Below are 24,737 nucleotides of genomic sequence, written 5' to 3' on the forward strand. Positions count from 1 at the left end.
ACTGTCCCTTTTTATTAAGGTACTTTTAGAAATCTAAATAGCCCTGGTGGTATGCCGTTAAAATTGTTCAGCAACATCCTGTTATTATTGCCTGGCAATTACGTCTATGGTAGTAATTCCTCCCTACTTAGCTTCAGTGACAAGTGATAATTTCATGTTTTCAATGTGATTTGGTAAATGGCTTTCAATTCTATAAATAGGAGATATTTCTGGACATTTAGTAGCTTTAGGGCTAATCAGTAACATATTACGCTCGTAACTCGTTATAATCGCAACTATTATTTTCCTGATGCGTTCTTAGAACCGGTCAATTACCCGCCAAAACTCAGCGTGTTGTGTCGAAACTGTTTGTCCGTATTTTGCTTGGTTTACTTGCCATTGTCCTGTTACTGATAGGATTTGTGGTGCTTGTGGCCACAACTCCCTGGGGGCAGCAGTTGGTAACGAATCAGGTAAATTCATATCTCACCAAAAAGATTCAGTCGCCTTTCCATATCGGGCGTGTCACCTATTCTATTCCGGATTGGATTGAATTAGAGGACGTTTTCTTCAAAACACCAAAAGGCGATACGTTGATCAATGGAGGCCGAATGCGCATAGACCTCGATATGTGGGGGTTACTCAACAATCGCGTTGCCCTGAATCAAGTTGAATTAGAACATATTCGCTTGAATATCAACCGTACCTTACCAGACACGGCATTCAATTTTCAATATCTGGTCAATGCGTTTATTACGCCAGGACCTGCTACGACCGTTGACACAACCGCTAGTTCGATGGTCATTAATCTGACGGGTATTGCCTTGAAAGACGTTCGGATTAAGTATAAAGATGATGTAGTTGGAGCTGATGTCAACGCGTATGTAGATAGCCTGCGGGCCAACTTCAGTGAGACCGACGTATCCAAATCCAAGTATCATTTATCTACTGTAGCCGTAAATGGACTTGATATCTATACACGCTTATTCGAAGGGTTACCAACGCCACCCAGCCCCCCTGCCAAACCCGGCGATACGCTCGATATTGCTTTAGGAAAATGGCAGGTTAACCGTGCCAAATGGGATGTGCAAGTTGAAACAGCCGATTTTCGGACGAAGGGCAACGCGGAACGTTTAGCCATGGAGTCAGATTATTTCTATTTAGATGGCGAGAAAATCGGTATCAAATCACTCGATCTGTCCAACGCCGATGTTGCGGCCATTTTAACCAAACCGGTAAAGAAACCAACGACTACTCAACCGGCAACGGCATCCGTCACTACAGCACCGGGCTGGCAAGCTAAACTCACCAACGTCCGCTTTGCCAATAATCGCATTCGTTACGATGATGAAACCGCTCCCCGCCAAAAACAGGGTCTTGATTACGGTCATCTCGATTTACAGAACTTAGGAATCGACGGGCGGTTTTTGGTTTATAAGGACTTAGGTAAACGGGGTCAGCGCATCAGTGGGCAACTAAGAAATGGTCGGTTCCGGTCTACCAGTGGCTTTGTTCTCCAGCAAATGGATGGCAATGTTCTGTACACAGATACGACCACCACGCTGACCAAACTTTATATCCAAACGCCAACGACTCTGCTGCGCGACCAGTTAACATTACGATATGACTCGTTAGGGCAGTTGAGTAACCCACGGTTTGCGAAGCGTGTGGGTGTTCGGGTAAACCTGCGTCAAAGTCGCCTGTCGGTTGAAGATGTTCTGCAACTAGCTCCCTTTTTGGCCGATACGCCCCCATTTGCCGGGAATCGCGGTGGTGTTTTCAAGGCAAATGCTCAGGCAGTAGGTACACTGGCTGCGTTGAACCTGCCCCGCATGGAGCTAACGATGCTATCGGGAACAAGAGTACGCGCTAGTGGTCGCATGACAAACGTGACCGACCCCGATCATATTGGGGTAGACATGACGGTGCAGGAGGCTGTAACCAGTTTGGCTGATATTAATAAGCTGGCACCCAAAGGGTCGATTCCCTCATCAATTGCTCTACCACCCACGTTTAAACTGACAGGGAAACTCAAGGGTCAGCTAAACGACCTTGTTCTGGATGCCAAGCTGAACACCGACTGGGGAACGGCGGCATTCGATGGTAAGTTGGCTGGCTTTGTGGCTGGCAAAAATCAGACGTATAAAGGCACCTTGAACCTCAATGATTTCGATGCGGGCAAGTGGCTGAAACAAACGGGCACGGTTGGTAAATTGACGGGCCGGGCGACTGTTGATGGACGGGGTATTGACCCCAAAACGCTCACTACTCGCTTCGACCTGAATATTCAGTCAGCTGATCTGAACGGTTACACATACCAGAACCTTGATGCAGAAGGCAAACTGGCGAATGGCAATTTGGATCTCACCGGCTCACTTAAAGACCCTAATGCCAACTTAACCCTGGACACTAAAGTTGGTTTAAAGGGCGACTTCCCAAGCATCGTAGGTCAGACAGTAATAAACGAGTTGAATCTGCAAAAACTTAAGCTCTATAAAGATCCATTATCGCTCAAAGGCCGAATTATACTTGATATGGTTTCAACCGATCCGGCCCGGCCCATTGGCACCGTTTCGGCGAGTGATGCGGTTCTAAGCCTGAACGGTAAAAATTACCCAGTCGATTCATTGTATGCCCGATTGGCCGCCAATGGCCCTACTAAGGACGTGGTGGCTCAACTGCCGGGGGCGAGATTGACCCTTAACGGGCAGTTTGAGTACACCCAATTGTATGATATTATTGCGGGCGAAATCAGCCAGTACATTGCGTTGCCATCTTTTACGTATAAAAGAATTCCGCCCCCTCATGCGTTTACGCTAGGGCTGAAAGCCTATCAAAATCCTCTTTTTCAGGCGTTTGTCCCGGCGCTGACCCGGTTGGATACAGTCCGGCTGAATGCCTATCTGGACAATACCCGCGACACTACTTTGTCGGCTACGTTGCGTACGGGTGTTGTCGTTTATGATACTACCACGTTACAGGGAAGTACGCTGGCCCTGCGGGGAGCCAACAATCAATTGAAAGTGGACGGGCGAATCGACGGGGTGCTATATGATGGCATAACCATTCGACAGACGGACCTGAAAGGGATAGCCGCTAATAACCAGTTCCGGTTTGCAGTCGTCAATAAAGATTCAATCAATCAGGATTTGCACGGCGTTTCGGGTACATTGAGTATTGTCGATTCCAGCTACCGGTTCAAATTTGCACCTAATGGCCTATTAACCAATTATCAACGCTGGACGACTGATACCACTGGTTTTGCGCAATACGGTAAAGATGGGGTGTTGATTAATCAACTACACATTGAAGATAAGCAGCAATCACTTGAAATTAGTAGTACCGAACAGTATGGTAATGCGCCAATTCGGGTTACTGCCCGCGCCATTGAGCTTGCTAATCTGGCCCGGTTAGCCAATCAGGATACTACGTTAGCCAGTGGTCAGCTCAACGGTACAGTGATTGTGCGCGATTATATGGGGAGCAATAACCATTTAGCCTTTACAGGGTCTGTTTACATAGACAGCCTTAAGGCGATGAGCAAACCAATCGGCAACCTTACCGCCCGCTTCAGTAACAATACTGACGGACGTATCAGCGTCAATACAACTCTTGCCGGACCATATAATGATGCGACAATTACGGGTTTCTATAATCCTCAGGATGCAAAGGAAGCGTTTGATCTAGCCATCAAGCTGAACCGATTAGATGCTCGTACGATTGAAGCCTTTAGCTTTGGCGAATTGCGGCAGGCTAAGGGTAATCTCAGTGGCGGGTTTACAGTGGCGGGAGCCGCCGACAACCCAAAGCTAGACGGTAGTGTTGCCTTTGATTCGGTCGCTTTCAACATTAAGCAACTCAACGCAACGTACCATATTGACAAAGAGAATCTTGCTTTCTCAGGCCAAACCATCACATTGGATGGCTTTAAGTTGCGTGATAATCAAGGTCGGACATTAACGACTGATGGTACGGTTGTGCTACGAAACCTGCCCAATGCGACGTACAATCTGCGCGTCCGGGCCGATCATTTTCAGGTCTTGAACGCAGCCCGAAAAGATAATGATTATGCCTACGGACAAGCCGCCGTTACAGCTGATTTACGGATTAAAGGCGCAGGTACCAGTCCTTCCGTTAACGGGACCATTCGGCTCGAAGATGGGAGTAAGGTATCGGTAGTGCTACCCGATCAACAGTTAGATGTGAATGAATCGAACAAGATTGTTACGTTCATCAACCATAAAGATTCGCTGGCGCTGACAAAATATTTATACCGTCCCAAACGCGATAGTCTGGCACCCCGGCTAGCCTTTGATCAACTTAGTAATGCTAATATCTCGCTTGATTTAGAGGCTGATGAGAAGTCGGAACTAACAATTGTGGTAGATGAGTTAAACGGTGATTATCTACGGGCTAAGGGTAATGCCCGGCTCAACGTGGGCGTGAATGCCGCCGGTGAGATAACTGTTTTGGGAAGGTATGACGTAACCGAGGGGGAATATTCGCTGACCTATCAGGTATTAAAAAGACAATTTAAGATTCAAAAGGGGGGCTATATCCAGTTTACCGGCGATCCACTCAAGGCAGATATTAACATCACAGCTATTTATCAGGTGTCTACTTCTCCTGACGACCTCATTGGCAACGAGTCCACAACAACGAGTCCGGCAGCACTTAATCGAAAGCTCCCCTTTGATGTAGCGTTAACTATTGGCAATAACTTAGCTGCGCCAAAACTGGATTTCGATATTCGCCTTCCCGAAGCTGAAGATGGTGGAGCCGCTGCATCGAGTGAGTTTGCTACGACAATTGAAAACAAGCTCAAAACCCTCCGGCAAGACCAGTCACAGATAAATAAACAGGTGTTTGCCCTGTTGATTTTAAACCGGTTTTTACCCGAAAATACGTCGGATTTCTTCTCCTCGTCCAACAATGGAGGTTTGGATACGCAGGCAGAGGGTGTAGCCCGGAGCAGCGTTAGTAAACTCATTTCTGAACAATTGGGGCGACTGGCATCGGGTATTCTGAAAGGCTTCGATGTTGATTTTAACCTCCTGTCGCAAACGGGCAGTTCCAATACCGGAGGTACCACCAATGGAGCCCGCACAGATTTGAATGTGGGTCTCTCAAAGAGTTTTCTTTCTGGGCGACTCACGGTAGCCGTTGGCCGGAATTTTGTACTAGAAAATGCGGCTCAAAGCGCAACCCGCAATCCAAACGAGGTATTTGACAACGTTTCGTTGAACTACAACCTCAGCCGCGACGGGCGTTATGTACTCCGAGGCTACAGACGTAATGATTATCAGGCCGTGCTAGATGGCTATATTATTGAAACGGGCGTTGGCTTTGTCATCACGGTCGATTATAATACGCTGGCCGACATCCTGCGTCGGTCGCCAAGACCCTCGCTGAATTAACTATGATGGTTCGTATATATACAGTTATTGCTGCTATAGTCACTCAAAACATACGTATTCTCCGGTCAAAATCCGGGTTAAAACAAGGCATGGCTACAGGCTTCCGCCCGGCGATGCATCTGTTTTTGTGGCTGTGTATTCTTTCGCTTAATGCCTGTAATATTGCCAAACACTTACCCGAAAATGAGCGTCTTTACGCCGGAACGGACATTGTTATCAAGGCCGATTCGACCGTTTCTAAAGATGAGCAGGGGAACATAAATACGCAATTAAGCGCCTTAGCCCGTCCGAGACCCAACAAGCAACTCTTTGGTTATCCGTACAAAGTTGGGCTGTACTATCTGTTTGGTGAACCCAAAAAAAATGGGTTCCGGGCATGGTTTCGTCGGAAGTTTGGTGAAGAACCTACATTAGCGAGTGCAAAGGCTATTTCGTCAAATATTCCGGTCTGGAAGGCTACTCTTCAAAATGAAGGGTATTTCGGCTCAAACGTTACGGGAGAATTGAAAGAAAGTGGCTACAAAGCGAGAGGGGTTTATACGGTCAATGTTCAACAGCGCTACCATGTTGACTCAGTGGCGTTTCTTACTGATTCAACACCTGTTCGGCGGGCCTTACGCGTGGCTGGCAGGCGTACCATTATCAAAAAAGGTGACCCATACCGTTTTGATAATATTAAGTTAGAGCGCGAACGCATCAGTCAGGCCCTCAAGCAACGTGGCTATTATTATTTTCTGCCTGATTATATAGCCATACTGGCCGACAATGATTCGGTCAATCATCGGACCAATTTGTATTTCGCTATCAAGCCCGAAATGCCCAATGCTGCCGGTGTGCCTTATGGGATTCGGAATGTGTTTATTTACCCGAATTATAATCTCTCAACCGCCCAGACCGATACAAACCTACGCCAGTCTTATAAGAGCGACGAACGGTTTACTATTGTCGATACCACACGCCGATTTGATCCTAAATTGTTTCGCGACATTTTAACAGTGCAGCCCGGTAGCCGGTATAACAGTCGCGCGCAGGATTTGACTCTATCCCGGTTTATTAACGTAGGTGCCTTTAAGTTTGTCCGTAACCGGTTTGAACCCGACCAGCAGGGTGACTCCGCCGTGCTGGATGTGCATTATTACCTGACGCCCTACCCGGCTAAATCAGTGCGGGTGGAGGTGGACGGAACGTCGCGCTCGAACAACTTCAACGGTTCGCAGGTGACTCTAAGTTGGCGTAATCGTAACACGCTAAAACGTGCTGAACTGCTGACTATCAATACGACGGCGGGGATTGAATTCCAGGTAGGTGGCGGAGAACAGAGTATCACGAACTACCGCCTGGGGGCCGACATACTACTCAGCTTTCCTCGTTTGGTAAGCCCGTTGCCATTTCGCTACGATCAGCGTCGTCAGGCACTACCTAAAACAAATGCTACGTTAAGTTATCAGAGAATTATTCGGGGAGGCTTGTATGATCTGAATTCATTCCAGACAACATTCGGGTATTCCTGGCGACAGAACCAGCAGGTCGAACATTCTTTTCAACCGTTCAATGTTACGTATGTAAGGCCATCTAATATCAGTACGGCCTTTATTGACTCAGCGGCAAACAACTCGTATACCTTTCAGCAATTTCGTACGGTAAGTAACTCCCAGCAGCTAATTTTCAGCAGCTTATACTCATTCAACTATAATACACCGCTTCGTTCGGCTTCGGCATCTACATTCCGACTGGCAACAAATGTTGAGATAGCGGGTAATCTGGCTAACTTATTGACCAATAAACGAAATGATTACGGAGACAAAATCATTTTCAATGTTCCGTTTGCCCAGTTCCTTCGGGTTGATGCTGACGCTCGTTTATACAGAAAACTAACGCCAAAAATAACGTGGGCCAATCGCCTGTTTGCGGGCTTAGGGGTTACATATGGCAACTCTAAAGGGTTTCAACTGCCGCTGACGAAGCAGTATTTTGTGGGGGGCAGTAATAGCATCCGAGCTTTTCGGCCACGTGCTATTGGGCCGGGCTTGTTTGCCCGAGACACCATTCGCAATGGATATATATTTCAGGATGGTGGGGGAGACATTAAACTCGAAGCTAACACCGAACTTCGAGCCAAGTTCACGCAGTATATCGAAGGTGCCGTTTTTGTGGATGCGGGTAACGTCTGGACCTACTCAAACAACGACACGTTTGGGGAAGATGCACACGCCAAATTCAGTTCAGATTTTATAAAGCAGATAGCTATTGGTGCGGGCGTTGGTATTCGTATTGACTTGTCGTATTTCCTGGTGCGTTTCGATCTGGCAACACCTTTGCGGAAACCTTACAAAACCAATGGTAGTGAGTGGGTTATTAATCAAATAGACTTCAGCAGCACAGACTGGCGCAAAAGAAATTTGGTATTCAACATTGCAGTTGGTTATCCCTTCTAATCTTTATTATCGGAATCTACGTTCTATAGTCAACAAGTTAACTGAGAACTGATGAACACAAACGACGTGATTGGAATTATAGGAGCGGGCAACATTGCTCAAGCTTTTGCTAAACATGTAGCAAAAGCCGGTTATCAGGTTATAATTAGCAACAGTAGGGGCCCAGAATCTTTATCGGAAGTAGTTAACACACTGGGAGGTAGTATAAAGGCTGGTACCGTTGAAGAAGCTGCGCAAGCTGCCATTGTTTTATTAGCTCTGCCGTGGACGCACTTATCCGAAGCCTTGGCAGACTTGCCGAATTGGGGTGGTCGTATCGTTATTGACGCAACAAATTTCATTGTTTTCCCTGCATTCACACCCGCTGATCTTGGCGAAAAAACATCGAGTGAGGTCGTTGCTGAATTCGTGCCCGGAGCGCGTATGGTGAAGGCATTCAACACGCTTGATGCGGCAATATTAGCGGCTGATCCGCATGAAGCTGGTGGACAAAGAGTTATCTTTATGTCGGGCGATGATACTGCTGCAAAAGCAGACGTTAGTCAACTAATCAAGAAGATTGGCTTTGCTGGTATTGACCTTGGCGGACTTGTTACAGGTGGAAAACTACAACAATTTGGTGGACCTTTACCGAGCAATAACCTGATTAAGTTACCCGAATAATAGGCTATTGTTGAGCGTCTGAGACTGCCAGGACAGAATATCTCTACATTTATATATGAAGGAAAGCAAAAAGGCAAGCGGGTAATTTACCCGCTTGCCTTTTTGCTTTCCTTCTACCTGTTCATTGCACCGGCTGACCATTTTTGAACGTAGCCACGATTTGATCACCGTCGGCGAAGTGGTAAGTTCCTTTCCCATTCGGGATGTTATTCTGGAACCAGCCCATGTATTTATCACCGTTACGGTAGTAGTAAACTCCATAGTCAGAGCGGAGGTTGTCGCGGAAATTGCCTTTGTATTTTATTTTACCGTCGGCATAGTATTCAACGCCTTCACCGTGTTTGTCACCCTCTTCAAATTCTCCGGCATAGCGCTCGCGAGTTGGGTAAACGAATACACCTTTACCATCTTCGCAATCGCCAGAAACGCACCCTACAGTTGCCGAAACACTGGACTGTCGAACGGAAGCTTTTGGCACAATAACCGGCCTCGCTGCTGCTACAGGATTAGTCGTTGCCGTAACTGGTTTTGGCGCCATTGCAACCGGCGTCTTTATAGCAGTTCGGCTTTTGGGATACATGGCCTCCGCTTCCAGCCAGCCTTTTTGGATAGCTGCAATACGAGCCGGTTTTGCTGGATGCGTTGAGGTAGCGTGTTCATCGCCAAGAGCTTTCACCGCCACAGTTGATTCCTCCATCGATGAGCCCAACTGGTGTAACACAAAGCCCGAAAACTTATCAGCTTCAATTTCCTTTTGCGGTTGTCCACCCTGTCCATCAATTGTATGGCCCTGCAAATGATGCCCGATTTCGTGAGCCATAATACTTATGGCCGACCAGTCTGTTTCGGTTTCGTCTTCAATTTGCTGCATGAATGCTCCATCGTAGACAATAAATCGCTGACCTTTGAGAACGGTTGCGAAGCAGTTGTCGGTGTTAGAACATTCAATTACTTTGAAGTTCCGCATCAGGCCGATAGGTTTAAGAATCCGGTCTACTACCCGCTCGGCATGACCGCTAGATGCTGTAGTTGGGGCGCAGATGACTTGTGGACCAACTTTGCCGCCAGTATAGCTACAAATGAAGGCACCTGAACCAATAGGAAGCACCGTTGTATTTTTCTGGGCAAATAATGGGCCAGCAAGGGCCGTACTTAATACTATAATGGGTAGGGATAAAGTCGCTTTCACAAGCATAACCGGTTGGGGTTAATCGTTCAACACGGCTGAATAACGAAAAAACCGGGATAGCTATTTTAGAAGCGTGTCGCTAAAGTTGTAGACTTTAAGGAAATCAGGGCTATTTACAGATCAGTCACCCTTATTAAGTTGAGCGCCAACAATCTTCTTTATCCGGTCTAAAACATTGGGTTCCGCTGAGTTAGCCGCCTTCCTTGACCAGTAGATTGATAACCTTGTTACTGTAAAAATTGTTGGTAGCGAACGGCCATACTAATAACACTGGCCGAATCTATTGGTGCATTCTTGCCCCAGGTGGTGTCAACCGGAACCATTGTCTGAATTGTGTCACAATCGTCAAGCCGCTGCTGGAGGTCTTTTATTTGCCCTTTCTGCTGGCTAAGATTACGTTGAAGATCAATGGTTGTGTCTTCCAGCCGTTGATGTCGATGATACGCTATACTCAACATAGCCGCAATGCCTAGTAGTAGTACAAGTATTACCGCTATGAGAGAATACACAACTCCTCGGCTTATAGCAGACATAGCAGGGTAGAAAGTATCAAATTAACGAAAACCGATGGCCATAAAAAAACCTGCCAACCGTTGGGTGGCAGGTTTTTTACTAAGTAGTTAAACTTATTACCGAGCGGCACCATAATCCTGCCCGGCACTCTCTGGGAAGTTCTTCATGATACTCGTCACTGTTTCGCGGAAAGCCTGATCCCGATCACGCTCCTTGTTACGGTTGTTTAACTGGCCCGTTGCCCAGCCCTGCCAAACAATATCATTTGTACGAGCATCTGATACGTTAATAACCACCCGGTTTTCTTCATATTGCCGGGAGTACATATTGTTACCCATACCACCGCCATACCACCACGAATAGGGTGAATACATGTTGTTGGACTGCATCTGTTGCTTGTCTTTAGAATCCATAAAGAACCGGACAACTAAATCAGCTTCACCCTGCGTTACGGGTTTATAACCACGTGCCTTAAGCGATTGATCGAGAGCATCGGCAATCCGGCGTTGGTTTAGATTACTACCTACAATAGGGTCTGCATTACGTTGTCGGTCTGCCTCAATACGATACGTAGCAAACTGCCGAACGTTAACTTTAGGATCGTAGTCGTATTTGACCGTAATGGCCGGAGCGCAGGAAGCCAGCGTACCGGCGACGAACAAACTGGTGATTATGTGGTTAAGTTTCATTTTTTGAATCGTTAGATGGTATCGAACCGATTAGTAAACGCTAAAAAAAACTTGTTCGTATATCACACCTTAATAACTAGTAATAAGCCTCATTCGTTCAGGATATACTGATCGGTTACCGGTAAAGATAACTTCGTAACGTGCTTATAATCAAACTGATTTTAGGTTTTAACCATTTTTAACAAACTCTTAACCTGCCAATAACAAAGCCACTACCCGGTTGGGTAGTGGCTTTGTTATTGGCAGGTTAAATAGAGCCGTTTTAGGCGCTGGCCAGTGCTTCGGCACCCCCCACGATCTCGAGAATCTCGGTTGTGATGGCTGCCTGACGCGTCCGGTTATAGACCAGTCGGAGTTCCTTTAGAAGTTCACCCGCGTTTTCAGTTGCTTTATCCATCGCTGTCATCCGGGCACCATGTTCTGATGCGTTCGAATCCAAAACGGCTTTATACAACTGGATTTTAAGCGTTTTAGGAATTAATTCTGTAATGATCTCTTCTTCAGACGGCTCAAAAATGTAATTGATGGAGGTTGCTGGAACGCCGGGCTTTGATCCAGTTGGAGCTTCTGCCGCAGCAATAGGCAGCATTTGCTCCGTCCGTACAATCTGCATGGCGGCATTTTTGAACTCGTTATAAATTACATCAACCACATCGTAACGGCCATTGGCAAACCCTGCCATTGCTTCTTCAGCAGCCGCCCGGACAGTAGCAAAACTTAATGAGCTAAAGGCATCAACATGTGATGTGTTGACTTTAAAGCCCCGGCGTTGAAACGCTTCAGCGCCTTTCTTGCCGATGGCCATAATGTCAACATTGCCCGAACGAGCCTGAGCCGTATACTTCTGATCCAAAAGTGTCAGCGCACCTTTCACCACATTTGTGTTAAAAGCGCCACATAAACCCCGGTCCGATGTAATCACAATCAACAAGACTCGCTCAATTGTGCGTGCCTGCTTATACGGATTTTCTGACGCGGTTTCTGCTCCAGCCGAAACGGTTCCTAGCATCTGGCTCAATTTCTGAGCATAGGGCCGCAGTTGCGTAATGTTGTCCTGCGCCCGGCGCAACTTGGCTGCCGCCACCATTTTCATGGCTTTGGTTATCTGCTGTGTCGAGTTGATCGACGTAATCCGAGCGCGTACTTCTTTAAGACTTGCCATGTTTCACTGAGTAAGTTACTAAGTCAGTAGGTTGTAAGTGAGTCCATTGGGAAACTTACAACCTACCTACCTACAACTAATTTCTAATATTGAGCCGACAAATCAGCCGCTACTTTCTTCAACGTTGCCGTAGCTTCGTCGGTCAGTTTTCCGGCGCGAAGGTCGCTCAGAACGGCTGGGTGTTGCGCACTCAGAATCATAGCGAACTCACTCTCAAATGCTTTCACTTTATTAACGGGCACTCTATCGAGCAGACCGTTTACCGACGCATAAATAATAGCGACTTGTTGCTCAACAGAAACCGGTGAATATTGAGGCTGCTTTAATATCTCCTGATTACGACGACCCCGTTCGATGGTCAGTTTGGTCGAAGCATCAAGGTCAGAACCGAACTTGGCAAAGGCTTCCAGTTCGCGGAACTGAGCCTGATCAAGTTTTAGCGTACCGGCCACTTTCTTCATCGACTTAATTTGAGCATTACCTCCAACACGTGATACCGAAATACCAACGTTGATGGCTGGACGGATACCTGCGTTGAACAAGTTCGATTCAAGGAAGATCTGACCATCCGTAATCGAAATTACGTTTGTCGGAATATAAGCCGATACGTCACCTGCCTGAGTTTCAATAATTGGCAGAGCCGTTAGCGAACCACCACCTTTCACTCTGTCTTTCAGACTCGGCGGCAGGTCGTTCATAGTCTTGGCGATTTCGTCGTTGGCGTTAATTTTTGCAGCCCGCTCTAACAAACGGCTATGCAGGTAAAACACGTCTCCCGGATAAGCCTCACGGCCCGGTGGGCGACGCAACAGAAGCGACACTTCGCGGTAAGCAACAGCTTGTTTCGACAAATCGTCATAAACAACCAGTGCGGGACGACCCGTGTCGCGAAAGAACTCACCAATAGCGGCACCCGTAAATGGCGCAAAGAACTGCATTGGCGAAGGATCTGACGCACTGGCCGCAACGACTACGGTATAATCCATAGCACCGGCCTTACGCAGCGTTTGCTCTACCTGCTTCACGGTCGATGCTTTCTGACCGCAGGCTACATAGATACAGAATACTGGTTCGCCTTTGTCGTAAAATTCTTTCTGGTTGATGATGGTGTCGATAGCCACAGCGGTCTTACCCGTTTGGCGGTCACCAATAATCAGTTCGCGCTGTCCCCGGCCAATAGGTATCATAGCGTCAATAGCTTTGATACCTGTTTGTAACGGTTCCGTTACTGGTTGGCGGAAAATTACCCCTGGTGCTTTACGCTCCAGCGGCATTTGAAACAATTCGCCCTGAATTGGCCCCAGACCGTCAATCGGTAAACCAAGAGTGTTTACCACACGGCCAAGAATACCATCACCAACATTTACGTAGGCAATTTGATCGGTACGTTTAACGGTATCGCCTTCTTTGATTTCTGAGTAATCGCCGAGCAGTACCGCCCCGACGTTGTCTTCTTCGAGGTTCAGAGCCATGGCCTGAAGCCCATTGTCGAAAGACAGCAATTCGCCGGCCTGCACTTTCGAGAGACCGTAGATACGCGCTACGCCGTCGCCGATTTGCAGTACCGTACCGACTTCTTCGAGTTCAGCCTCGGTTTGGGTTCCCGCCAGTTGCTGGCGCAGGATGGCTGATATCTCGTCGGGTCTTACGGATTCCATATGTATATAATGAGAATTTAATGTTGGTTTTTCGGCCGCAAAGGTACGATTAAAATTTGACAAAAATGCGATGAAACAAAGAAGCACCTGCTGAACGTTAGACTTTTCCGATAAAATATCGGTATGCTTTTAGCCACTGACTTGGCCGAAGAAACCATTCATACGAATTAACAGTACTTTAAGCAACCGAAATTGTCATACGCCAATTTTTCAACTACTTTTATTCGGCTTACCTTACAAAGATTAAAGGTTAGCGGGTTACAAATGGCATACTATTTTTTTATCAAACTATTCACTACTTAAACTTTTATCCTATTCATTCACGTTTCAATAGTATATAAGTTTCGTTTACATACACCACGTTTCGTTTTCGCATGAAGTTCAACCAATGGATGCTGGCCAGTATGGTGTCAGCCGTTTTTGTCGCCGGTTCCGCTACGGCACAAGTAAAAAAAGCAACAGCAAAAAAGCCTGCTTCAGTTAAATCAGCTACCGCTGCTAAAACAGTCGCAACGGGGTCATCACTCTTATCACCCCAGGACTCGATTAGTTATAGTATCGGCTTGTTTATGGCTCAGAATTTAAAACAGCAAGGCATAACTGATCTCAACAACGCATTATTGATGCGCGGTTTGGAAGATGCTCTAAACGGTAAGTCAACGCGATTGACACAAGCTCAGGCGGGGCAGGTGATGAATAACTTTATGCAGAAACAGATGGCGGTTCGCAATGCGGAAGGGACAAAGGCTTCGTCCGAAAATAAAAAAATTGGTACTGCTTTTATGACAGAGAACAAGGCAAAGACAGGGGTAGTAACTACCGCCAGTGGATTACAATATTCAGTTGAGAAAGAAGGGACTGGGGCTAAACCAATGGCTACAGATCGTGTTAAAGTACATTACACAGGCCGACTTCTCGACGGCAAGGTGTTCGACAGTTCAGTAGAACGTGGTCAACCTGCCGAATTTGGTGTAACTGAAGTGATTAAAGGCTGGACAGAAGCTTTGCAGTTGATGCCGGTTGGGTCAAAGTGGAAGCTATATATCCCGTCTGATTTAGCTTACGGAGACCGGGGTGCTGGTGCTGAAATTAAACCCGGCTCAACATTAGTCTTCGACGTAGAGTTGCTTGATATAGTTAAACAATAAAGAGCGAAAAAATGAAGCCGGGCCACTGTCATGTAGGGAATGAGTAAAAGCGAGAAGTATTAGTTGTTAACTTGCTCATTCACTATCACGGCGGCCCGTACTTTTACTCTTTCGCCATTAATCTGGGTAATATAGATGAAAAAGTATCTGGTAACCCTAGTGCCCGTGCTGATGCTAAGTTTTCAGCCGGATTCGCCATCGAATGGTGCGCCCAATATAAATTCGCCTGGCACCACCGCTGGTGTGGCTCAGGGTACTACGCTGTCTTCACCGACATCGTCTACGGTTGCCGATCTGCAACCGTCTATCTCACAGGAAAAAGTCGAAACACTGGTAGCCAAGCTACTAACGACTTATCACTACCGGAAGGTGCGGCTTAACGACTCACTGTCGTCCGTCGTTTGGGATAATTACCTTAAGGAAGTAGACGGTAACAAAGCTTACCTGCTGGCATCTGATGTAGCCACGTTTGAGAAGTACCGGTATCAGATCGATGATGCCCTGATCAACGGTGATTTGACAGCTGCTTATGAGCTTTATAATGTTTTCCGCAAACGTTATCAGGAGCGCAGCGATTTCATTAAAGAACAGGTCAAAAAGCCGTTTGCCTTCACTGCCGATGAAAACTTTAATACAGACCGGGAAAAGGCTGCCTGGCCGAAAACAGTAGATGAGCAAAACGAGCTGTGGACGAAGATTCTTAAAAATCAAGAGTTGGAATTGCGGTTAGGTAGTCGAAAGGATAGTGCTGTAGTAGCACTTATGAATCAGCGATATGCCAACCTCGATAAAGCCATCAATCGGGTAAAAAGTGCTGACGTATTTCAGATGTACATGAACTCGTTTGCCGAAGCGCTCGATCCTCATACTAACTATTTGTCACCTAGCAACGCCGACCGTTTCAATCAGGAGATGAGTCAGTCTCTGGAAGGTATTGGGGCTATGTTGCGTGAAGATGGAGAATATATCCGCATAACGGATGTTTTGCCTGGCGGTCCGGCTTTTAAAAGCAAACTGCTCAATAAAGAAGATAGAATTGCGGGCGTGGCTCAAGGCGACAATGGCACAATGGTCAATACTATGAATTGGCAGGTTGATGAGGTTGTCAAACTGATTAAGGGTCCTAAAGGTACGGTTGTCCGGTTGCAGGTTGTACCGCCTAATGCGCTGGCGGGTGCCCCACCGAAAGAGATTCGGCTGGTACGCGAGAAGATTAAGCTGGAAGAACAACGGGCCAAAAAAGAAGTCATTGAAGTTTCGGACAATGGTAAGCCGTTCAAAATAGGGGTTATTAATATTCCCATGTTTTACCGTGATTTTGAGGGTGCCCGTAAACGTGAAGAGGGTTTCAGCAGCACCACAAGTGATGTGAAGCGCTTTGTAGAAGAGTTGAAAGTTGAGAAGGTGGACGGCATTGTCATTGACCTGCGCGATAACGGTGGTGGCTCACTTACCGAAGCCATTAACCTGACCGGCCTGTTTATTCCGAAGGGACCAGTTGTGCAGGTGCGTGAGTCAACGGGCGAAACCGAAGTTTATACCGACCCCGACCCGTCTGTGAGCTATGAAGGTCCTATGGCTGTCTTAGTAAACCGCTTTAGTGCCTCGGCATCGGAAATCTTTGCCGCTGCCATTCAGGATTACAAGCGTGGTATTATTGTGGGCGGACAAACGTTCGGTAAGGGAACCGTGCAAACGCTGATTGATCTGAATCAGTGGTTGCCTAAGGAACCAGAAAAAGTAGGTCAGGTAAAGATGACCATTCAGAAGTTTTATCGCATCAATGGCAGCAGCACACAGCACAAGGGTGTAACTCCGGATGTACAGTTACCATCAGCCTTTTCGGCTGAGGAATACGGTGAAAGTTCGCAGCCAAGTGCGCTGCCCTGGGATCAGATTAACTCGACCCGGTATGAGCAATCGCGCGGTATTGATGATAAAATTCTGGCTCGTCTTCGCGATCGTTTCGATCAACGGCTTAAGTCAGACCCTGAACTGAAACAACTGGCGCAGGATTTGGCTGATTTTAAGAAAGCCAAAGAGAATACGGTTGTGTCGTTGCAGGAAACGAAACGTCGGAAAGAGCGTGACGAAGCCGAACGCAAACGAGCTGCTGCCAATAAAGTGTCGCAGGTATCGGCTCCGATTGATGAAACCGGAACACCATCGCCAACTGCCGGAACAGCTACGCCTAAAAAGAAAAAAGACCTGTATCTGAACGAAGCAGGGTTGGTGCTGGCTGATTATATTCTGGCTGTAAAATAAATAATAGCTTGCTTTACAAATAGATAGTACAAAAAACGCGCAACTTTCGATGCGCGTTTTTTGTACTTAATAGTAAAATTCGCGCATCTTCACATGTGGTATTTCCTCATTAAACAGCGGGCACTCGAAAAAGCTCAATATCAGCGTCTGCAAAAAAGGGCCTCGTTAGCAGAGGTGGAATTGTTCAACGAACCGTTTGAAAACTGGTATATTTTCTCTGTTGAAAAGGATGTTTATTCCTTGTTTATGGATTATCTGGATCGTGAAGGCATCGAGTATAAGTTGACGGCTGACCGACCAACGAGAGACGATATGCTGGTGGAAATGCAGTAGAAAAATTAGGTTGTTAGGGGTTTGCCATACTTGCATCAACGAATAAAGTAGTACGCTGAACGCGTCGAAAAAAACGCCATGTCAGCAATACAGCCGCAATAGTCAGGCCAGCCAGCAGGCCAATCCAAACACCGATGGCATCCATGCCAAATGGAAACGCCAGCACGTAACTCAATGGCAAGGCGACAATCCAGTACGAAAATAATGTAATCAGGGTTGGTACGTTTACGTCCGACAACCCCCGTAATCCCCCTAAGGCTACCACCTGCACGCCGTCGGAAAGTTGAAAGAAACCAGCTATAATAACGAGTGAGGCAGCGATAGTCATGACTTCCGGACTGTCACGAATATAGAGCGTCACCAACCAATCGTTAGCCGTCAAAAACACTATTGCCATTACACTCATAAAACTTACCGATAGCAGGAAGGCGGCTACACCAGCACGCCAGGCTCCCTCACGACTTGCCTGACCAACCGCGGCACTAACCCGAATGGCAGCCGCCGATGAAATGCCCGTTGCCATCATATATGTAACAGATGCCATATTGATTGCAATCTGGTGAGCGGCTAACTGTGCTTCGCCGAGCCAACCGACAATAACTACTGCCAATGAAAAGGTGGCAACTTCAAAGAAAAAAGTTAATCCACCCGGAATACCTAGCCGAAGAATTATCCAGGCTTCGCTGGTAGACGCTAGTGAAGTAAGACCTGTTTTCAAGTAAGCCCGAAAGTGCGTTGTCCGGTAAATATAAACCAGTAGCGCACCCGCCATGAACGTGCGTGACAAGAGGGTGGCCAAAGCCGATCCCATCAGCCCCAAAGCCGGGAATGGCCCAACTCCCCTGATGAATAGGTAGTTGAAAAGTGCATTTATGCCGAGTGCCGATAGGGTAATCGCCATTGCTACACGCGGATAACGCAGACCATCACATAATTGACGAGCCGCCACAAAAACCAGCAAGGGTAGGAGCGATGCGCTCAAGATCAACATGAAATTACGCGCTAATCGTGTTACTTCGGGAGTTTGTCCGAACAGGCTGAAGTTGTACGCTAAAAGCACCGACAAGCCGCCCAGCAGTATACTGAGCAACCCCGCCACGCGCAATCCAGCCCGAAACAAACGGTTTACGGCAGCCGGATCGTTTTGATTATTCGCCTTTGACACTAAAGCTGCCACAACTGACAGGCCGCCTACACCAATACTCGACATCAGAAAAGACAGTGAATTTGCCAGTCCGGCTGCGCCCAAAGGGACGGCTCCCAGCAAACGCCCAACAAAAAGATTGTCAGTCACCCCCATCAAGACAACGCCTAGCTGAGCAATGATAATCGGGATACTCAGTCGAAGTGTATCGGTGAACTCGGCACGGTAAGTGAGCAGTAAAGGGCGGGGTGTGGTGGGCATTGACTAAATAACAGCGTAGAAAACAAAGGTAACGGTTATACGCTAACCTTTCTTCCCTTCCACTCATCCTATGGACAATGCCCCTTGCCCCTTGCCCCATTCCTTCGTACTTTTGTTTTCTTTATCACCTATCGGAAAAGCCTTTGAAAGAATACGGCAGTAGTATCCAAAAATTAGTTGACAACATGGTCAACATCGAAGATCGCTCAACCCGAACTCGGTATGCGCATATCCTGATTGAGTTGATGCGGCAAATCCATCCTAATATGAAGGATGGTCAGGACTACTACAATAAACTGTGGGACGACCTGTACATTATGTCCGATTTTACCTTGGATGTTGATAGTCCTTATCCGCCACCATCGGAGGAGTCACTAGGCAAAAAACCACAACGGGTTCCTTATAATACGCATAATCTGAAGTTTAAGCATTTTGGCCGTAATGTGGATTTGCTGATAGCAAAGGCCGTTGCGCTGGAAGAACCTGAAGAGCGACGTGCGTTTGTTTCCTACCTGACGCGCTTAATGCGCACGTTTTATCAGGCATGGAATAAAGAGGCCGTTGAAGACGAAACCATTTACCAGAGTCTGATTGAACTCTCTAAGGGTAAACTCTTCGACGATATTAAACTAATTCGGGAACAGGGCCTCGTTGAAGCAACTCCCCGCGAACGTACCGGCGATCAACCCCAGCGCATCGGAGGGAATAACTACCGGAATGATCGCAACCGGAACGACAGCGGAACTGGACAACCGAGTCGGCCAAATAATCGGAACGACAACTCACGCGATGGTGGGCCGCGCAATGTCAACAATCGCAACCGGAATGATAATGGAACCGGAACACGCGATAGCGGAACTGGACAACCGAGTCGGCCAAATAACCGTAACGACAATTCACGCGATAGCGGACCGGGACAACGCAATTTCGGCAGTCGTAATCGCAACGACCGGAACGACAACTCACGTAAACGGCGGTAGATTTTTCTATAAAGGCTGGTTAAAGAAGAATAGCTGTACACCAGCTATTCTTCTTTAACCAGCCTTTATTTCTCATTACTTATTATTTCCTAAATGGCATCTTTTCAAATTACAGGCGGGCGTAAGCTAAAAGGCGAACTGAATCCGCAAGGCGCTAAAAATGAGGCTCTGCAAATCCTTTGTGCCGTCTTACTTACTAAAGAACCCGTTACCGTTCATAATATTCCGGGTATCCGGGATGTTAACCAACTCATTGATCTACTTGGTGATTTAGGTGTATGGGTTACCAAGATTGGCGAAAGTTCTTATCGTTTTCAGGCCAGCGACGTTAATCTCGAATACCTCGAAACCGATACTTACAAACGCAAAGCAGCCGCCCTACGCGGGTCGGTTATGCTACTGGGACCGATGCTTGCCCGTTTTAAGAAAGGACGTATCCCCCGGCCGGGTGGCGATAAAATAGGTCGGCGTCGATTGGATACCCACTTTTTGGGCTTTGAGAAACTCGGTGCCCGATTTAATTACGATGCCAATGACGGGGGTTATTATCAGGTAGATGCCAGCAACCTGCGCGGCACCTATATGCTGCTCGATGAAGCATCTGTAACAGGTACTGCCAACGTTCTTATGGCCGCTGTGATGGCTGAGGGCACGACTCAGATTTACAATGCCGCCTGCGAACCGTACTTGCAGCAATTGAGCAAGATGCTCAACTCAATGGGGGCTAAAATTACGGGTGTAGGCTCTAACCTGCTTACCATTGAGGGTGTATCGGAACTGAAAGGAACCGAGCATACTATGTTGCCCGACATGATTGAAATTGGCTCATTCATTGGGTTGGCCGCCATGACACAGTCAGAAATCACGATTAAAAACTGCCAGATTCCAGAGTTAGGAATCATTCCCGACCAGTTTAAGCGATTAGGCATTCAAATGGAGTTTCGGGGCGATGATATTTTCATCCCGGCGCAGGAACATTATCAAATTGAAAGCTTTCTTGACGGCGGTATGATGACCGTTGCCGATTCACCCTGGCCCGGCTTTACACCTGATTTATTAAGTATTGTGCTCGTTACAGCCGTACAGGCACAGGGCACCCTATTGATTCACCAGAAAATGTTCGAGAGTCGGCTTTTCTTTGTCGATAAGCTTATCGACATGGGCGCACAAATTATTCTTTGCGATCCGCACCGCGCCACTGTTGTAGGTCTCAATCGGCAGATTCCCCTGAAAGGTATCCGAATGTCATCACCGGATATTCGGGCAGGAGTAGCGTTGCTGATTGCGGCTATGTCGGCCAAAGGTGTTAGTATTATCGACAATATTGAGCAGATTGACCGAGGTTACCAGAACATTGATACGCGGCTAAATGCCATTGGTGCCGAGATTATCAGGATGTAAAAAGACTCTTTTTCAACGTATAAATAGGGCAGTTGACTGCCCTATTCTCATTCAGTAGCCGTTCATTTATACAGTAGGTATTTTACAAGTAGATCATTAACATGACAACTTAGTATCTTCACCAAAAACGGTTAATTGTCTGATAACAAAGTCTTGTCAATTAAACCTTCTTCACTAATTCTTGTCTTTAGAGTGGAATAAGATTAGTTTAACAGCAAAAAATAAAGACACCTAATGAAAACGCTCCAATCCAATCTGTCAGTCTGGGCGCTAGCGGCTCTTCTATCCGGCGGCTCCTTGGTGGCTTGTGCGCAAGCTACAACGAGTGCTGCTACGGCCAGTGCCCCGCCAACCAGCGACCCGGCTAAAACAATGCTACTGCAACCGTTGCAGCAGATGATTGCGAAAATGAAAAAGTTGCAGGCAACTGGCGACCCGGACTTTGACTACGCTTTTCAGGCTAAAATTCACACGCAGGGCGCGCTGGATTTGCTGAAACAGGAAATTCAGAACGGGAAAGATTCTTCGTTAAAGCAAATGGCGAAGTCGTTACAGCCAGTTTTCGAAGCTGATATGAATTTGCTCGACGGGACGCTTAAAGAAGTTAAACCGACGCGCCCAAACCAAGCTTTCGTACAGCAGCAAAGTCGAAATCTGGAAGCTATGAGCCTTAAATTGCAACAGACGGGTTCGAGTGATAAATTAACAAGCGATATAGACAATAATTTCTCCACGCTTTTTCTTGATCAGCATCAGGATGCTATAGATATGGCTACCGGCTATTTGCAATATGGCAAGAACAGCACACTGCGGACATTTGCCCAGCAATTAGTTGATAAGTCAAAGCAACAAATGCAGCAAATTAAGGCGTTGCCAGGTACACCTAAATAACGCAACCCATTGCGCCATGAATGCAGTAGCGTTAATTTTGATGCTATTAACGTTATTGCATTCATGGAAATAGCCGATTCATTTGTTCCAACGGCGGGTGTCGTTGGAATTTTTCCGTTAGTCACGTACTTTTTTTTAATCGTGGCTACCTATCTCTTTCTGGGTAATTTTATTTTCGCCCTGGCTTCCCGAACAACTACTCAGCCAGAGCAGGTCCAGAATCGATTTCAGAATTTATCTCCTATCCTGACGGCCATTATTTCTGCCGTTGCGGGTCTTTCCTACTACTTCATCCAAGGGTACTACCACGATATGCTGGCGGAGTTGGTGACTGTAACCAATGCCAACGACCGGCAGGTACTTATCCGCGAGTCATATAACGCTATTGGCCAATATCGCTACATGGATTGGGCCGTAACAATACCTCTGTTGCTGATTCAGGTGGTTTTTACGCTCAAAATTCAGCCAAGTGAGCGCAGACGGCCACTAGTTACATTGCTGGTCGCTAGTTTTTTTATGATTCTGACCGGCTATATCGGTCATCAGCAACTCGCCTTCGACAATGAAATCGAGATTGGTCCCAAATTGATTTGGGGCGCTATTTCAATGATAGGGTATGCGATAATTCTGCTGACGCTATCCCGGCTTTGGAAACAAGTTGTCAATCAGGTTCAGCCCGACGAACAACGCACTTATCGGTTAATGGCCTTTGTCATGGGTGCTTTTGGTATCACTTATCCGATTGGCTATATATTGACAGTGAGCAATATTGACTTCAACTGGATTCATATTGCTTACACAATTGCCGACATTACTACTAAAGCTGGACTGGGGTTACTCGTTTATTTTGCGAGTACGAAACCGGTAGAAAACAAATCATGAGAACATTGTATCTGCTTAGCCTTGTAGGTTTGCTATCGGCTTATCGCCCGCCTTCAGTAATTGACCGCCCTGACTTTGCCCGCTTTTTCGAAGCTGAAAAGCTACCCGGCTCATTTTTGCTGTATGACCTCAAGAAAGATGTTTATATGGCTTACCGATATGACCGCTGTAAAGAAACATTTTTGCCCGCATCCACATTTAAAATCGCGAACACACTGATTGGCTTGGAAACGGGAGTGTTGCAGGGTGAAAACTCGCCTATGAAATGGGATGGTGTGAAACGGGACATTGTATCCTGGAATCAGGACCATACATTGCGGTCAGCCTTTCAAGTTTCGTGTGTACCCTGTTACCGCGAACTAGCCCGGAAAATCGGTCTGAAGCGAATGAAGTCATTCGTTAAAAAAGCAGACTATGGCCACATGGATATCCATGCCGACAACCTCGATATGTTTTGGCTCACGGGAAAGTCACGAATCTCGCAAGTTGAAGAAATCGATTTTCTCCGACGTATTTATTCAGGCGACGTGCCGTTTTCAGAACACAGCCGGGCTGTTCTGAAAAAAATAATGCTTATCGACGATAAGCCAACCTACAAGCTTTATGGAAAAACAGGCTGGGCTATCAATCTTGATGGGGTTACTGTTACAGGACCAAACATCGGCTGGTTTGTTGGCTACGTTGAGAAAGGTAACGATGTATATTTCTTTGCTACTAACATCGAACATCCTACGCCCGTGCCCGATAATTTTGTTTCGGCCCGTCGTGGTATTACAGAGAAAATTCTGGCTGAGTTGGGGATTATTTGACCTACTTTAAACTACCCATTATGCGCATTATCTGCGGTTATATTTTGTTGCTGTTCATGCTTGGTAAACCACTGGCGAAGGGACAGAATGGCATCGTAGTATTTCAATCGGATTTTGGCCTGAAAGATGGTGCTGTTTCCGCGATGAAAGGGGTAGCAATAGGTGTATCACCAACCCTTACATTACTGGATCTCACCCACGAAATTCCTGCTTACAACATTTGGGAAGCTGCTTATCGATTACACCAAACTGTCCCTTATTACCCCAAAGGAACCGTATTTGTCTCCGTTTGCGATCCCGGTGTGGGCACAGAACGGCATTCGATTGTGATGCAGACGAAATCCGGGCATTATATTGTGACACCCGATAATGGGACGCTCACCTTAGTAGCCGAACACCTTGGTATTCTCGAAGTTCGGCAAATTGACGAAGCCATTAACCGACTCAAAAATTCTGGCGCATCCTATACGTTCCACGGCCGCGACGTATATGCGTACACCGCTGCCCGACTGGCTTCGCGCACGATTACATTTGAGCAGGTAGGTCCCAAGCTGCCTGATGAAGTGGTTCGGCTGCCTTATCAAAAAGCAGAGTATAGTAAGGGCACTGTAAAGGGTAATATCCCCGTGCTAGACGTTCAGTACGGCAACGTTTGGAGCAATATTCCCAGAGCTATGATTGACCAGCTTGGCCTCAAAACTGGTGAAATAGTACATGTTCAGATTTTTCACGAAGGCGCCACCCTGTACGATAAGGCCGTTCGTCTGGTTAACACCTTTGGCGAAGCCGCTACCGGCGACGACGTGGGGTATGTAAACAGTCTCTTGAATTTTTCAATTGCTGTTAATCAGGGCAATTTTTCAGAGAAGTACAAGGTGTTCAGTGGGCCAGACTGGAAAATCGTCGTGAGTAAATGAT

18 protein-coding genes are annotated in these 24,737 nt (G+C 46.8%); 12 read left to right on the plus strand and 6 right to left on the minus strand.

Going from position 1 to position 24,737, the window contains the following annotated elements; translation table 11 throughout:
- Positions 1-335 precede the first annotated feature (335 nt).
- From ACFS25_RS03000 to ACFS25_RS03010, 3 genes are all read left to right on the plus strand, one after another.
- Entirely contained in the window at positions 336-5,396 is a 5,061-nt protein-coding gene (locus ACFS25_RS03000) for a translocation/assembly module TamB domain-containing protein (RefSeq protein ID WP_381496919.1), read from the plus strand.
- Positions 5,397-5,485: 89 nt separating this feature from the next.
- Complete coding sequence (tamL, locus tag ACFS25_RS03005) at positions 5,486-7,831, plus strand: translocation and assembly module lipoprotein TamL (protein ID WP_381497409.1); 2,346 nt, start codon at positions 5,486-5,488, stop codon at positions 7,829-7,831.
- 51 nt (positions 7,832-7,882) lie between these two features.
- Positions 7,883-8,494, plus strand: a complete 612-nt coding sequence (locus ACFS25_RS03010) for an NADPH-dependent F420 reductase (RefSeq protein ID WP_381496920.1) — start codon at positions 7,883-7,885, stop codon at positions 8,492-8,494.
- A gap of 121 nt (positions 8,495-8,615) precedes the next feature.
- On the opposite strand, the gene ACFS25_RS03015 is transcribed toward ACFS25_RS03010, so the two are convergent.
- The 5 genes from ACFS25_RS03015 to atpA all read right to left on the minus strand — a co-directional run bounded on the left by ACFS25_RS03015 (position 8,616) and on the right by atpA (position 13,705).
- Entirely contained in the window at positions 8,616-9,689 is a 1,074-nt protein-coding gene (locus ACFS25_RS03015) for a M48 family metalloprotease (RefSeq protein WP_381496921.1), read from the minus strand.
- A gap of 221 nt (positions 9,690-9,910) precedes the next feature.
- Positions 9,911-10,216, minus strand: coding sequence for a hypothetical protein (locus ACFS25_RS03020; protein WP_381496922.1), 306 nt, complete (start codon positions 10,214-10,216; stop codon positions 9,911-9,913).
- A 96-nt stretch (positions 10,217-10,312) separates the two neighbouring features.
- On the minus strand, positions 10,313-10,885 hold the full coding sequence (locus ACFS25_RS03025; protein WP_381496923.1) for a DUF4136 domain-containing protein: 573 nt from the start codon (positions 10,883-10,885) through the stop codon (positions 10,313-10,315).
- Between the two features lie 262 nt (positions 10,886-11,147).
- Entirely contained in the window at positions 11,148-12,047 is a 900-nt protein-coding gene (atpG, locus tag ACFS25_RS03030; RefSeq protein ID WP_381496924.1) for an ATP synthase F1 subunit gamma, read from the minus strand.
- Between the two features lie 83 nt (positions 12,048-12,130).
- The gene (gene atpA, locus ACFS25_RS03035) at positions 12,131-13,705 is read right to left on the minus strand and encodes a F0F1 ATP synthase subunit alpha (protein WP_381496925.1); all 1,575 of its coding nucleotides are present in this window, start codon (positions 13,703-13,705) and stop codon (positions 12,131-12,133) included.
- Between the two features lie 374 nt (positions 13,706-14,079).
- Here atpA and ACFS25_RS03040 point away from each other — a divergent pair, with 374 nt between their 5' ends.
- The 3 genes from ACFS25_RS03040 (at position 14,080) to ACFS25_RS03050 (ending at position 17,451) form a co-directional block, all read left to right on the plus strand.
- Positions 14,080-14,853, plus strand: coding sequence for an FKBP-type peptidyl-prolyl cis-trans isomerase (locus ACFS25_RS03040; protein ID WP_381496926.1), 774 nt, complete (start codon positions 14,080-14,082; stop codon positions 14,851-14,853).
- Between the two features lie 135 nt (positions 14,854-14,988).
- Positions 14,989-17,118 (plus strand): carboxy terminal-processing peptidase, encoded by a 2,130-nt coding sequence (locus tag ACFS25_RS03045; protein WP_381496927.1) that lies wholly within the window; start codon positions 14,989-14,991, stop codon positions 17,116-17,118.
- 93 nt (positions 17,119-17,211) lie between these two features.
- The gene (locus tag ACFS25_RS03050) at positions 17,212-17,451 is read left to right on the plus strand and encodes a hypothetical protein (protein WP_381496928.1); all 240 of its coding nucleotides are present in this window, start codon (positions 17,212-17,214) and stop codon (positions 17,449-17,451) included.
- Positions 17,452-17,464: 13 nt separating this feature from the next.
- Here ACFS25_RS03050 and ACFS25_RS03055 read toward each other — a convergent pair whose 3' ends face one another.
- Positions 17,465-18,856, minus strand: coding sequence for an MATE family efflux transporter (locus tag ACFS25_RS03055; protein ID WP_381496929.1), 1,392 nt, complete (start codon positions 18,854-18,856; stop codon positions 17,465-17,467).
- A 143-nt stretch (positions 18,857-18,999) separates the two neighbouring features.
- Between ACFS25_RS03055 and ACFS25_RS03060 the strand changes: the two genes are divergently transcribed.
- The 6 genes from ACFS25_RS03060 to ACFS25_RS03085 all read left to right on the plus strand — a co-directional run bounded on the left by ACFS25_RS03060 (position 19,000) and on the right by ACFS25_RS03085 (position 24,736).
- Positions 19,000-19,836, plus strand: coding sequence for a DUF4290 domain-containing protein (locus ACFS25_RS03060; protein WP_381497410.1), 837 nt, complete (start codon positions 19,000-19,002; stop codon positions 19,834-19,836).
- 93 nt (positions 19,837-19,929) lie between these two features.
- Complete coding sequence (murA, locus tag ACFS25_RS03065; protein WP_381496930.1) at positions 19,930-21,237, plus strand: UDP-N-acetylglucosamine 1-carboxyvinyltransferase; 1,308 nt, start codon at positions 19,930-19,932, stop codon at positions 21,235-21,237.
- Positions 21,238-21,471: 234 nt separating this feature from the next.
- Positions 21,472-22,128, plus strand: coding sequence for a DUF305 domain-containing protein (locus ACFS25_RS03070; RefSeq protein ID WP_381496931.1), 657 nt, complete (start codon positions 21,472-21,474; stop codon positions 22,126-22,128).
- Between the two features lie 63 nt (positions 22,129-22,191).
- Positions 22,192-23,010, plus strand: a complete 819-nt coding sequence (locus tag ACFS25_RS03075) for a bacteriorhodopsin (protein ID WP_381496932.1) — start codon at positions 22,192-22,194, stop codon at positions 23,008-23,010.
- Positions 23,007-23,819: a class D beta-lactamase gene (gene blaOXA, locus ACFS25_RS03080; protein ID WP_381496933.1), complete on the plus strand. Its 813-nt coding sequence runs from the start codon at positions 23,007-23,009 to the stop codon at positions 23,817-23,819. The genes ACFS25_RS03075 and blaOXA overlap by 4 nt, the downstream gene beginning before the upstream one ends.
- A 20-nt stretch (positions 23,820-23,839) precedes the next feature.
- Positions 23,840-24,736: an SAM hydrolase/SAM-dependent halogenase family protein gene (locus ACFS25_RS03085; protein WP_381496934.1), complete on the plus strand. Its 897-nt coding sequence runs from the start codon at positions 23,840-23,842 to the stop codon at positions 24,734-24,736.
- The last annotated feature ends 1 nt before the right edge of the window (position 24,737 follow it).

The sequence above is a fragment of the Spirosoma flavum genome (genome assembly GCF_042686045.1).
GTDB lineage: Bacteria > Bacteroidota > Bacteroidia > Cytophagales > Spirosomataceae > Spirosoma > Spirosoma flavum.